Genomic DNA, 13,415 nt, shown 5'->3' on the forward strand with positions numbered 1-13,415 from the left:
CAGGATGTACCGTGCATTATTAATAGGATGTGGTAATATCGGAGCTTTGTATGATTTCGGATCAGAAGAGGTACAGACACACGCAAAGGCTTTTTCTTTACATGGGGATTTTACGCTGACCTTATATGACCGTAATGAATCGCTTGCCAGGAAAGTTGCGGAACGGTATTCTGCAGGAATCATACAAGACATTGATGCAGCTGATTTCAGTAAGTTTGATTGCGTAATTATAAGCAGCCCGACACCGTCACATGCAGCGTTCCTGGAAAGAGCTTTTCAGCAAAAAGTACGACTAGTTGTATGCGAAAAACCGTTATCGCTGCAAACAGAAGATATCGATCGCTTGATCCATTCTTATAAAAATGCAGCAACCAGAGTTATCGTAAATTATTTCAGACGTTTTTTGCCTGCTTATAAAGAACTGGCGATCCATATCATGGACATAAGGCAATCCCAGAAACTGACCAATATAGGAATCAGGTATCAACGTGGGTTTGTCAATAATTGTAGCCATGCGATCGACCTGCTGCAGTACCTGCTGGGAACAACAATTACCTTGCATCAAATCAGCATTCATAACACACAGTTTGACCATTTTATGGATGATCCTACACTTTCGCTGCAGGGTTTTTATGAGCATGCCAGCGTTGCCATCACCGGCCTTACAGGTATCGAATTCAGTTTTTTTGAGATAGATATCTTTTTTGAAAATACCGCTATCCTGATCAGGAAAGGTGGAGATACTGTTTCCGTTTTTACAAAACCTGCAGCTTCTGAACACCGGGCCAAGGTCTACTTACCTAAGGATATTAACATGAAAGATTGTATAAAAGATTATATGAAGCCGATACCGAACCTGGCTTCCACTTTTCTTGGAGGAACTATACTGGAGGATAATTTTCTAGAAGCTGCACACATGAACAAACATATGTTGCAATACATAAAAAAATAATTATGGCAAAACTAGCTATCAAAGGAGGCCAACCCATTAGAACCCGGTTATTTCCTGCTTATAACACGATCGGTGCTGAAGAAAAAACTGCTGTGATGGAAGTGCTTGAAAGTGGAAATCTGTCGCAATTCTTGGGTGCATGGCATAAGGATTTCTATGGCGGACCAACTGTTCAGAAATTTGAGAGCCGGTGGAAGGAGAAGTTTGGGACCAAATACGCGGTTTCGGTAAATTCAAATACATCAGGCCTGTTTACAGCGATCGGGGCTTGCGGAATACAACCCGGGGATGAAGTGATTGTTTCGCCTTACACGATGAGTGCAAGTGCGCTGGCACCGGTTATTTATGGAGCTGTTCCTGTATTTGCGGATGTTGACTATGATAATTTTGGACTTAATCCAGAAAGTGTCGAAAGGTGTATAACACCGCGGACCAGGGCCATAGTGGTGGTGCATATCTTTGGTAACCCTGCGAGGATGGATGAAATAATGGCGATTGCCCAAAAATATAACTTATATGTTATTGAAGATTGTGCCCAAGCACCCCTTGCATATTACAAAAACCGGCTTGTGGGCACAATTGGTCATATGGGTATATTCAGTCTCAACTATCATAAACACATTCATACCGGTGAAGGAGGGATGATCATTACAAATGATGATAACCTCGCTGAAAGATGTTTACTGATAAGAAACCATGGTGAAAATATCGTTGAACCTAAAGGAGTACAAAACCCTTTCAATACCCACGGATTCAACTACCGGATGACCGAAATGGAAGCCGCTGTTGGTTGTGCACAATTAGATAAACTGGATGGACTTCTTAAAGCACGACTGGAAAATGCAGCATACTTTGCAGAAGCGCTCGGTAAGATTACCGGATTGAAACCACCGGTGGTGGAGGAAGGTAACCAGCATGTTTATTATCTGCAGGCTTTCAAATACAACAGCGAGGTTTTCGGAGTTCATCGGAATACATTTATCAACGCCATCAAGGCAGAAATACCTTCTGCTATACTTCGCGAGGATACACCTTTGATCGGCGCCGGTTATGTCAAACCCATATACCTGCAACCTTTGTATCAGAAAAGAGCAACACATTGTTCATTCAATTGCAGCAAATATGAAGGTGCTGTTTCATATGAAAAGGGAATTTGCCCGGTAACGGAACAGCTCCATTTTGAAGAACTTTTTACGCATGAGTACATGCGTCCTGGAATGACAAAACAGGACATGGATGATGTGATAGCTGCCTTTAACAAAGTAGCAGAGAATATCCATGAATTGAAATAAATAACATCCTGCGCTTTGAGTGAAAAAACTCTTTTCGTGTTTAGCGATCCCGGCGGAGCAAAGCCCATGCTGGCACTTGCGGGTAATTACCGTAAAGAAGATATACTGATCATTTCTGACAGGAGTTATGCCTTTTTTAAGGACTTTGGCCTGGATGTGATCAGATTGTCCGGTAAAGTTTGTGAAATTATCGACAGATTCTCTCCGGCCAGAATTATTACAGGTACATCATATAGCTCAAATATCGAAAAGCGGTTTATCGCAGCGGCAAAAGATAAACGGATACCCGTTGCTTCCTTTGTTGATCATTGGACATCATTCATGACGCGCTTTTCTGTAGAAGAAGGGTATATATTCCCGGATGAGATATGGGTACTTGATGAAAGAGCGGCTCAATTGGGTATTGCGGAAGGGTTGCCTGCCAGTCTGATAAGGATAACAGGTAACCCCTATCACAAGTATATAGCTTCCTGGAAACCTTCCATAAAGAGAGAAGAGTTATCTGCTGTTTTCGGAATAGATATCCCTTCTTCAAAACCATATATCATATATGCCCCCGATCCTTTATCTAATGTAAATGGGATCGATAAATTCGGTTTCGATGAGTTGTCGGCTACAAGAGAATTAAACAAGTTTATCAGCGGGATAAGTGAGTTTAATTTTATTTTTAAACCGCATCCTAACCAAGATATAAATCGAATTGAGTCGCTTTTTGGTAAAAACTGGATGACTGTTTCTGCACAGACCGACAGTAACACCTTGATATACTATTCCGCAGGCGTAATAGGTTTTTTTTCAAGTTTTTTGATTGAAGCATCGCTAATGGGGAAAAATGTATATCGTTTTCTTGGGCCGGAAACAAAATATGACCCTCTTAAAGAGATGGATCTGGGGCAGGTTGTAGATAGCGGACAGTTGACAGAAATATTACATAATGGAAATCAATAAAACGAATTTTTTCTTGAAGGGGCAGACTGTTCATCTACGTGCACTTTTAAAGGAAGATATCAACGGCAACTACAGGTATTGGCTGAATGACCCGGAAGTGGTCAAATATAATTCACACGGCCGTTTTCCTGCAACGGTTGAATCACTGGAGAGTTTTGTAACGAGCTCCTTTGGTTCCAGGAATAGCCTTGTACTTGCTGTTTGTATAAATGATACGGATTTGCATGTTGGTAATATAAGTCTACAGGCCATCAATTGGATAGACAGAAATGCAGAGATCGCCTTTCTACTCGGGGAGCTTACTTTCCACGGGAAAGGCATTATGTATGAAGCCGGACAGTTGCTGATCCATCATGCTTTTCATTCATTGAACCTGCACCGTATCCATTGTGGAACATCTTCAGAGAATACCGGGATGCAAAAACTGGCATTGAAGCTTGGAATGGAACAGGAAGGGGTAAGAAGGGAGGCAATCTTTAATAGTGGCCGGTATCATAATATTATTGAATATGGTATTTTGAACAAAGCTGAACGTAGCGTATGAGAATAATGATCATTGCAGAAGCCGGGGTGAATCACAATGGCGATATGAAAATTGCCCGACAGCTCATAGATAAAGCTGCAGCTGCGGGTGTAGACTATGTGAAATTTCAGACTTTCAAAGCCGATAAACTGGTGAAGAAAGATGCGGAAAAAGCAGTCTATCAAACCATGTCTACGGATAAGTCTGAAACACAGTACGAGATGCTTAAACGGCTTGAGCTGACTCATGAGCAACATCTGGAACTTATCGATTACTGCAGAGAAAAAAAAGTATCATTTCTTTCAACAGGATTTGACAGTGAAAGCATCGATTTCCTTATAAACATGGGGGTAGACCTCATTAAAATACCCTCGGGCGAAATTACGAATCTGCCTTTATTACGCCATATAGCTGGGTATAATAAAAATGTGATCCTGTCTTCGGGAATGGCAACAATGGAAGATATTGATAATGCACTCGCAGTGTTGGAAAAAGCAGGACAGGATAAGGATAAAGTGATCCTGCTTCATTGTACAACGGAATATCCAACGCCTTTTGCAGAGGTCAATCTTAATGCAATGGGCACTATCAAAATGCATACAGGCTTGCAGGTGGGCTACTCGGATCATACACTGGGTATTGAAGTGCCTATTGCAGCTGTTGCGTTAGGTGCGACTGTTATAGAAAAACATTTTACGATCGACAAAACAATGGCCGGACCTGATCATGCAGCCAGCTTAGAGCCTGATGAACTTTTTAAAATGGTTTCCTGCATCAGGAATATAGAAGCGGCAATGGGGGAAGGAGTAAAAAAGCCAAGTCCGAGTGAAATCAAAAATATGGCAGTGGCACGTAAATCGATTGTGGCAGCGTGCGACATCGCAAAGGGTGAAATCTTTACGGAATATAACCTTGCCGTAAAAAGACCTGGCATCGGTATTTCTCCTATGCAATGGGACGAAGTTATCGGGACAGTTGCTAAAAAAGATTTTTTGACAGATGAATTAATTACATGTTAAGAAAGGTCTGTATAGTTACCGGTAGTAGATCCGAATATGGGTTACTACGGATATTGATGAGTAAAGTGAAACAGTCCCGCGTCCTTCAACTCCAGGTGATTGTGACCGGAATGCATTTATCTCCCGAGTTCGGATTAACATACCGTGAGATAGAAAAGGACGGATTTACAATCGATGCAAGGGTGGAAATGCAGCTGAGCTCAGACACAGCATCGGGTATCACAAAATCAACAGGTCTTGGGATGATCGGATTTGCAGATGCACTCGAAAGACTTTCTCCGGATATATTGGTGGTACTGGGCGACAGATACGAGTCTTTCGCAGCTGCCATAAGTGCGCTTTTTTTTAAGATCCCGGTCGCACATCTTCATGGTGGTGAAACAACAGAAGGAGCTTTCGATGAGGCGATCCGTCATTCTATATCTAAAATTTCGATATTGCATTTCACTGCAACTGAAGCATACAGGAAACGCGTGATACAAATGGGAGAAGATCCCAAACGGGTATTTAATGTGGGCGCCATCGGCATAGAAGCGATATACAGCCAGAAGCTGCTTACCCGTTCCGAGCTGGAGAAAAACATCGGGTATGTTTTCAGGAGCCGGAATCTTCTGGTTACTTATCATCCTGAAACACTTTCAAAAATATCGCCTGCAATCCAGTTTGGAGAGATGCTGGCCGCGTTGTCTAAATTTCCTGAGATCGGAATCATTTTTACCTATCCAAATTCCGATGTTGCTGGCAGGGTAATCATTGATATGATTAACGAGTTCTGTACAACCCGGTCCAACGCAGTGGCTTTCAAATCACTGGGAAGTGTTCGGTACCTGTCTTGCTTAAAATATGTAGACGGTCTTTTGGGAAATTCTTCCAGCGCGATCATAGAACTCCCAAGTTTTAAGAGAGGCGCGATCAATATCGGTGGCCGACAGAAAGGGCGGCTCGCAGCAGCCAATATCATTAACTGTGCAGCAAAACGAAAATCGATTATTAGTGCAATTGACCAATTGTACTCATCTTCTTTCAGGCGGACATTGAAAAGCGTAGTCAATCCATACTATAGAAAAAATACGAGTAGTACTATAGTTAAGGTACTTTCAAGTTATGCTTTGGATAAAAGTATTTCCAAACCCTTTCATGATATAGGCAGATGATTTTTTTTGAGAAAATGTCACTTTGGAATTATCTGTATCAGTCAGCTATGAAAGAGCCTTGTCTGTACCTGAATAGATCCCGTTTCATTCCACTTGCGCAGCGATTGCTAAACAAGTATGCATCAAATATTAACAAGACAGAATTTAATTGTATAGAATATACACCGAACATCAGGAAAAATGCTTACAATAATGCCTTTGAGATGATACAGGCAATGGATGTCAGCAAATGGGCTGCGAAAATGTCGGTATTGTTTGGAATCGATTGTCAGCTTCATTGTAATAAATTTCTCTTTGACAGGTTATACTTAAAATTCGAGTTTATTGAAGTGGCAAAAAGGTACTGTGTTGAAAATCCACAGGAAGCAGTTGTAATACAGTTATCGCGACGATATCTCGATCCATATATCGGTAACCTTACCGGGTTCTCAAAGATCAGACTCCGTAAATCGTCACCATTCCCGGAGTTTATATTTTCCCTGTTGCTTGGCCCACTGGTACTTTTTCACCAGAAAAGAACCAATTCGAGCAACGAAAATCTTTTTTATGAACGGGATATCATATGTCTGGTAGATGATACCTCCACGCTGAATATGTTTGCTTCATTGTTCAGCCATTATCATAATCTCAGGTTTGTAACCGAAAGGCACAACAGGAAGTCGTTCGCTGATGATGCTGTTCAGCAGTATGGCATCTCCGTGCTGGGGCTTACAAAAGACGACCTTTCTTTTTTCAGAAACAGGCTCATTCAGTTTCTTTGGAAAACTGTTACCACGTACCAGATCATGAAGCATGGGGCTGCATTTCTAGAGCTTTTTAATGTTATTATTCGTGGCCGGTCTCAATCTGTTAGAGGCAGCAATAATGTATTTATTACTTATGAACACTTGGAAACAGTAAAAGCTATCAGAAACGATTTTTTACACAGTAGAAATACAAAAACGATCTTTATACCCAAGAACGCTTATATAAGTACACAATATTTCCATTCTGAAATTTTTATTAATTATCAGGTGATGTGTGCGGCTGGACAGCATACCATTGATCTCCTGAAAAAAAAGAGAGCCCGCACGAATCATTTTTTATATACTGGTTCGTATGATAATCACCGGAGATTTCTTCAGGATAGTAGTGACATTGAACGGATTGGAAAATTGAAGGGTCTGAAAGGGAATAAGTGTGTGGTAACCATTTTATCCCCCGGAATCTGTGATCCTACCTATCGTCATGAAGTAAAATTGATGCATCTTGCACAAAAGTTATCTGAAATTAAAAATGTGCTGGTGTTCATCAGGACCAAGCCTGTACAACCCGAGTCACGGTACAGCAATTTTTATAGATCTTATACAGATGGATATCCCGGAATCATACTGACTGATAAAGAATATATGCTTCTTGACTTCCTGACGGTAACGGATGTATTTATCACGTCGATATCGAATTCGGCAAGTGATTTGGCATTGTGTGGTGGCCAGGTATTTTATATCGATTTTCTCAAAGACCCCGAGTTATTTCTTTCATGGGAAATGAATCCCGAAGTGGTCATTGATGAAAAGGATGCCTATGATAGTGTGGCTGCATGGATCGCTGATTTGCCGGGAGGTACTGAAAGAAACCGGTTGAAAAAAAATATGGATAAGCTGGTAGATTATATCGGGTATCTTCATAAAGACTTTGAAACATACAAGGGTAATTTACTGCGACAGGTGACGCCGCTTTTGCCTCAAATGCTGGAAGTATGATAGTCAAGGGGAAAAAGAAAAAGTTGGTTGTGGCGGTTAAAAATCCGTTTCGCGAGTCTGATTTAATCCGTTTCAATATTGACAGATTGGCGGATCAGTTTGATCTGATTGTCCTCGATTGCTCGGAATGGTTAATGCCAATTTCTAGTAAAAGCCGCGGAAGGTCGGACATTTTCTTTTCTTATGTAAAAAGGATCAATACTTACAGGGATTTGAAGAATACAACGAACCTGGAAAATGCATACGTGATCGACTTTGTCGGACTTTTTTCAACTGCGTCAATGCAGCTCTTTCATTTTCTGATCAGCCGTGGCTGTAAAGTGGTTGTGATCGACAGTGGGCCATATCCTTCACCTGGACCAACTCGCTCAACGCAATCTATTATCAATAAAATCAGGATTGTTTTAACCAACCGGCTTATACAGCGTTTTATATATGCCCGTTGGCTTAGGTTTTATGCTTTGTTCTTGAAGGATCTTACACCGGATATAGCATTGGTATCCGGTACTTCGTGGAAATCAAATCCCAGGTTTTTCAAGGCAAGGAAAATCGTTCCTGCTCACAGTTTTGATTGTGAAACCTTCCTGGAAATTAATGCCGACAGGGATAAAAAAAACAACATCGAAAGAACTGAAAAGCCATTTGCTGTTTACCTGGATGAAAACATAGCCTGCCATGAAGATAATGCTGAGATGGGTCTGAAAAACCCTGTTTCCGGAGAAGGATTCCTGGATGCATTACAGAACTACTTCCTGCAGTATGAAAAAGAAACTGGGAATGTAGTAAAAATTGCCGCGTATCCATCTACGGATATCTCATTGTATCAGCAATACTTTGGCGATCGGGAGATCCTCTTTAAACAAACAGCCAGCCTGATCAAGGATTCGGTAGCCGTGTTTGCACATGCGTCTACTGCAATCTCGTTCTGTGTATTATGGAAGAAACCAGTTTTCTTTTTAGTGAATGATGAGATCAGGAATAGTTGGTACCTGGCTGATATTGAATCAGCTGCTTCGTTATTGAATGCTCCTGTGTGTGATATAAACAGCACCTTTGATGTAAAATTCTATACGGAAAGACTTACCGTAGATCAAAAAGCCTACAAAGGCTACATGGATACTTATATCAAAACTGAAGATAGTCCTTTTGAATCCATATGGTTAATCTTGAAAAATACTATAGATCAAAGCTAATATGAAGATTCGCTATTTTTTCCGTTTGCTATCACTACTTTTTTTAGAAGTGAAAACAGGAATGAGGCGTTTGTATATACGCGGCCGGAATGAGATTAATCATCCGGCATGTCGGTTTTACTCAGGTGCAGAGGTTATCAATTCTGTGCTGGGGCAATCATGCGTTTTTTTTCAAAACACAATCGTAATCGACAGCCAGGTAGGTAATCATACTTATGTGCAGCGGAATTCGAAAATTATAAATGCGGAGATCGGCAAATTCTGCTCGATAGCGTCTGATGTCTCCATAGGTCCTGGATTGCATAAGACTGATGGAGTTAGCACACACCCGGTTTTTTCGCTTTATAACACACCACTTGTTACGAAATTCCTGCAAAAAGATATATTTCAACCATCTAAACGTTCTTTAATCGGTCATGACGTTTGGATTGGTGAGAAAGCGATAATTATGGATGGCGTACAGGTCGGAACAGGATCCATTGTGGCTGCTGGTGCAGTTGTGACAAAAGATGTACCGCCTTATATGATTGTTGGAGGTATACCTGCGAAAGAAATCAAGAAAAGATTTTCTGATGATATTATAGCTAAGTTACTCTTGTCTGAATGGTGGGAAATAGACGATGATACATTACGTAAAAATGCGTCCTATTTTCATGATGTGCAATCTTTTGCAAACGATTATTCGAAATGACAGGTTATTATTTCCGGCTTTTATCCATTATTTATTACCTCTTTAACTCAAGAAAGTTCAAACATCTTGACTTTAAAACGATTATCCGTCCATCGGTTCGCATCGAGGGAAAGGAATTCATTACGATTTCAAGAGGCGTTGTAGTGCAGAGACATGGCTGGTTGCTGGCTATGAAGAATGATGAATATGATCCGGAACTGGTAATCGGAAGCGGTTGTGCAATCGGTGATTTTGCTCATATTACCTGTGTAAGAAAAGTAGTATTGGAAGACTATGTGTTGCTGGCAAACAGGGTGTATATTTCAGACAACCAACATGGGTTTAGCGATATCCGGAAACCTATTATGCATCAGCCGGTGAGTTTTACGGGTGAAGTGGTATTGGGTAAAGGCTGCTGGATCGGCGAAAATGCATGCATCATGGCATCCGTAGGCAAAAACAGTGTTGTGGCTGCCAATGCAGTGGTTACAACACCAATTCCTGATTACTGCATTGCCGGAGGTGTACCGGCAAAAGTGCTCAAGCGATATAATGCTGCGACGGAAACCTGGGAAAGAGTATTTAATTAATAGTGAAAATTATATGAAGATTTTAATTACCGGTGGAGCCGGGTTTATCGGATCACATTTATCGCTGGCTTTGATAGAAAGAGGGCATAAGGTTCGCGTGCTGGATAATCTTTCGAAGCAGATACATGGAGATGACCCTGAAAAGTCGCCCTTATTGCAGAAAATAAAAGGAAAGGTTGATTTCATACGAGGATCAGTTACTTCTGAAAACGACTTGCGAGCAGCACTGCAATCCGTTGACGCGATTGTACATCTTGCTGCCGAAACAGGTACTGGACAATCCATGTATGAAGTGCATAGATATTCTGAGGTAAACTCCGGTGGCACGGCATTATTACTGGATATTGTAGCAAACGATAAACTGCCGATAAAGAAGATGATTGTTGCTTCTTCCCGGGCTGTTTATGGCGAAGGAAAATACAGTTGCGGTGAGCATGGATACTTTTATCCCAAATCGCGTGACCTGGCCGAACTGGAAAAAAAACACTTTGATTTCAGCTGTCCGGTATGTGGAAAAAACGCAAGTGTACAGCCGACAGACGAAGATTCCCGCCTGCATCCTACATCCGTTTACGGTGTATCCAAGTTGAATCAGGAACAAATGGTTTTGACCGTATGTCGTTCGCTGGATATTCCTGCGATCGCATTTCGTTATCAGAATGTATATGGTCCCGGCCAATCGCTGTCAAATCCTTATACAGGTATTCTTTCTATATTCTCGACACGAATAAGGAACGATAAGGGTCTGAATATATTTGAAGATGGAAAAGAAAGCCGCGATTTTGTATTTATTGATGATGTCGTCAATGCTACACTGTTTGGCGTTGAAACGACCGAGCACATTTTTGAACCGATTAACGTGGGATCAGGCGTTGCTACAGATGTGAGTACGATTGCCGGTAAACTGCAGCAGTTACTGAAGAAGAAAGTGGATACGAAAGTCACAGGCCAATTCCGTATAGGCGATATCCGACATAACTATGCCGATATCACCAAGTTACAAAAGATACTGGGGTACACTCCGAAAGTACAAATAGAAGAAGGGATGGAATCATTCGTAAAGTGGGTGCTCTCAGAAGAAATACAAAAAGATAATTATGAACGCAGTTTGGATGAATTAAAAAAACGCGGATTACTGAAATGAAACAGGAATTTATGACGGGTTTAGTAAGTATCGTAGTGGCAAGTTATAACCATGCCGGCTTTCTGCGTCAGCGGATGGATGGTTTGATCGCACAAACTTATCAGGATGTTGAGATCATTGTTATTGATGATTGTTCAACTGACAACAGCAGAGAAGTACTTGAAAATTATCGTTCACACCCTAAAGTGAAATTAGTGTATCGCGAAAAAAATGGCGGATGGGTTACTGTTAGTAATCAAGGGGTGGAATTAGCCAAAGGCGAGTTTGTCATTTTTGCAAACTGCGATGATGATTGTAAACCAGGTATGATTGCGGAGCTGGTAAAAGGAATGCAAAGTGCTCCGTCAGTTGGAATTTCTTTCTGTAAAAGTCTGATGATTGATAGTGGTAATAAAATACTGGGAGATGATTTTGTTGTTCGTGAAAAAGCATTCCGCACAAGATGCCAGAGTTCTACCTTGTTGAGAGGTGATGAGATGAACAAATTTCTATTGCATTCCTGTGTCATTCCGAACCTGAGTGCAGCACTTATTAAAAAACAGGCATTGCTGGAACATGGATTTTTCTCGCATGAGTACAAAGCGTGCTGTGATTGGGATCTGTTTTTCCGCATATTCAAAACATACTCATGCTATTATATAGCAGAACCTCTCAATTTTTTCCGTCAGCATAACAAAACAATCCGCAGCACGCTAAAAGGGCGTATTGAGTATGAGGAATTTTTCAGGCTTTTACTTACAAAATTGAGAGAGATAAAAATGTCCGGCCTGCAACGTGCCTATTTCAGAACGGCTATAATGAAATTATGGATGGTTTATCTGTTAAGTCCCGGGCAGAAAGGGTACAAAAATTTCGAATACCATTTGAGCGTAGTAAGAAAACATGATCCGATAGCATTGTTTTTTTTTGTACCAGGATTTGTTGCGAGGTTAGCTGATCTATTTGTCAAGTCCCTGGTACTGATAGCATCAAAAAACAATAAATAATGAATGAGACTGATCTGATAAACACGGTATTAGGAAGGGAGGTGAGTCTTTTTAGAAAAGACTTGACTGATAACTATACAGAAATGGGAAGAAAGGCAAAAGGAAAAAATGTGCTGGTTATTGGTGGCGCAGGAACAATCGGATTCCATTTCATCAAAGCACTGATACCTTTGGAACCCGCCAGGATTATTATAATAGATACCAATGAAAACGGTCTTGCCGAGGTAATCAGAGACTTACGCAGTACCGCTGAGTACAGCCTTCCTGAATTATTGACATATCCGATTTCTTTTTCCAATAAAATATTCAAGAAAATATTCCTGCATCATGGCCCCTTCCAGATAGTTGCCAATTTTGCAGCTCATAAACATGTGCGTAGTGAGAAGGATATATTTTCTATAGAAGCATTATTAGAGAACAACCTGTTGCAGGCATTTGACCTGATGGAACTACTGCGCATTTATCCGCCGGAGCATTTTTTCTGTGTGTCTACGGATAAGGCTGCAAACCCTGTTAATATTATGGGTGCGAGTAAGAAGATGATGGAGCACCTGATAATGTCATATTCAAACAGTTTCAAAGTAACAACTGCCCGTTTCGCCAATGTGGCATTTTCGAATGGCAGTTTGCTGGAGAGTTTCAGGCGCCGTATGGATAAAAAACAACCTTTATCCTGCCCGGAAGATGTCAGGCGATTCTTTGTATCACCAGAGGAAGCAGGACAGATCTGTCTTATGGCCTGCCTGCTCGGAAACTCATCCGAAATTTTCTTCCCAAAATTGCACCCTGAAAATGACCTGATCAATATTGCAGATATTTTACAAAAGTTCTTAAGTGCCCTTGGCTACACACAGTATGTATGTGAATCAGAAGAAGATGCACGGAGTAAGAGAAATGTTCTGTCCACTGGTCAGTACCCTGTTTATTATTCTAAAGCAGATTCCAGCGGAGAGAAATTGTATGAAGAATTCTATACCGATGAAGAAAAGGTGAATTTATCAAGATTTGATATGCTTGGTGTAATCTCGACCGAGACGTCCCAGTACCAGCAAAGCGATTTTTCAGCTGTGGTCAGCGAGTTTCGTGAAGTGCTTGATGAGCCCGGGTTGCTAAAAGATGATATTGTACGTCTTCTCAACAAACATATCCCCGAGTTTAATCATATTGAAACTGGGATATCCCTTGACTCAAAAATGTAACCT

13 protein-coding genes are annotated in these 13,415 nt (G+C 41.1%); all 13 read left to right on the plus strand.

All coding sequences use genetic code 11. The features are described 5' to 3' along the window. The first annotated feature begins 4 nt into the window (after positions 1-4). Genes ACH3Y6_RS13750 through ACH3Y6_RS13810 form a run of 13 tightly spaced genes read left to right on the plus strand, consistent with a single transcriptional unit; the run spans position 5 to position 13,412 of the window. Positions 5-952 (plus strand): Gfo/Idh/MocA family protein, encoded by a 948-nt coding sequence (locus tag ACH3Y6_RS13750; protein ID WP_490836196.1) that lies wholly within the window; start codon positions 5-7, stop codon positions 950-952. Positions 953-954: 2 nt separating this feature from the next. Continuing rightward, entirely contained in the window at positions 955-2,244 is a 1,290-nt protein-coding gene (locus tag ACH3Y6_RS13755; protein ID WP_490836197.1) for a DegT/DnrJ/EryC1/StrS family aminotransferase, read from the plus strand. Positions 2,245-2,259: 15 nt separating this feature from the next. After that, positions 2,260-3,192, plus strand: a complete 933-nt coding sequence (locus tag ACH3Y6_RS13760; RefSeq protein ID WP_490836198.1) for a hypothetical protein — start codon at positions 2,260-2,262, stop codon at positions 3,190-3,192. Further along, positions 3,179-3,736, plus strand: coding sequence for a GNAT family N-acetyltransferase (locus tag ACH3Y6_RS13765; protein ID WP_490836199.1), 558 nt, complete (start codon positions 3,179-3,181; stop codon positions 3,734-3,736). Before ACH3Y6_RS13760 ends, ACH3Y6_RS13765 begins: the two co-directional genes overlap by 14 nt. Next, entirely contained in the window at positions 3,733-4,734 is a 1,002-nt protein-coding gene (neuB, locus tag ACH3Y6_RS13770; RefSeq protein WP_490836200.1) for an N-acetylneuraminate synthase, read from the plus strand. Before ACH3Y6_RS13765 ends, neuB begins: the two co-directional genes overlap by 4 nt. Further along, positions 4,728-5,888, plus strand: coding sequence for a UDP-N-acetylglucosamine 2-epimerase (neuC, locus tag ACH3Y6_RS13775; RefSeq protein WP_490836201.1), 1,161 nt, complete (start codon positions 4,728-4,730; stop codon positions 5,886-5,888). The genes neuB and neuC overlap by 7 nt, the downstream gene beginning before the upstream one ends. 47 nt (positions 5,889-5,935) lie before the next feature. Further along, the gene (locus ACH3Y6_RS13780) at positions 5,936-7,630 is read left to right on the plus strand and encodes a hypothetical protein (protein WP_490836202.1); all 1,695 of its coding nucleotides are present in this window, start codon (positions 5,936-5,938) and stop codon (positions 7,628-7,630) included. Beyond that, entirely contained in the window at positions 7,627-8,823 is a 1,197-nt protein-coding gene (locus ACH3Y6_RS13785) for a hypothetical protein (RefSeq protein WP_490836203.1), read from the plus strand. Before ACH3Y6_RS13780 ends, ACH3Y6_RS13785 begins: the two co-directional genes overlap by 4 nt. Position 8,824: 1 nt before the next feature. Next, a complete protein-coding gene (locus tag ACH3Y6_RS13790) occupies positions 8,825-9,514 on the plus strand; it encodes a CatB-related O-acetyltransferase (RefSeq protein WP_490836204.1) in 690 nt (229 codons plus the stop codon). Beyond that, complete coding sequence (locus ACH3Y6_RS13795; RefSeq protein ID WP_490836205.1) at positions 9,511-10,083, plus strand: acyltransferase; 573 nt, start codon at positions 9,511-9,513, stop codon at positions 10,081-10,083. The genes ACH3Y6_RS13790 and ACH3Y6_RS13795 overlap by 4 nt, the downstream gene beginning before the upstream one ends. A gap of 13 nt (positions 10,084-10,096) precedes the next feature. Further along, positions 10,097-11,227: an NAD-dependent epimerase/dehydratase family protein gene (locus ACH3Y6_RS13800; RefSeq protein ID WP_490836206.1), complete on the plus strand. Its 1,131-nt coding sequence runs from the start codon at positions 10,097-10,099 to the stop codon at positions 11,225-11,227. Next, the gene (locus ACH3Y6_RS13805) at positions 11,224-12,213 is read left to right on the plus strand and encodes a glycosyltransferase (protein WP_490836207.1); all 990 of its coding nucleotides are present in this window, start codon (positions 11,224-11,226) and stop codon (positions 12,211-12,213) included. The genes ACH3Y6_RS13800 and ACH3Y6_RS13805 overlap by 4 nt, the downstream gene beginning before the upstream one ends. Then, positions 12,213-13,412, plus strand: a complete 1,200-nt coding sequence (locus tag ACH3Y6_RS13810; RefSeq protein WP_490836208.1) for a polysaccharide biosynthesis protein — start codon at positions 12,213-12,215, stop codon at positions 13,410-13,412. The genes ACH3Y6_RS13805 and ACH3Y6_RS13810 overlap by 1 nt, the downstream gene beginning before the upstream one ends. The last annotated feature ends 3 nt before the right edge of the window (positions 13,413-13,415 follow it).

The sequence above is a fragment of the Sediminibacterium sp. FW305-C-269 genome (assembly GCF_058231045.1).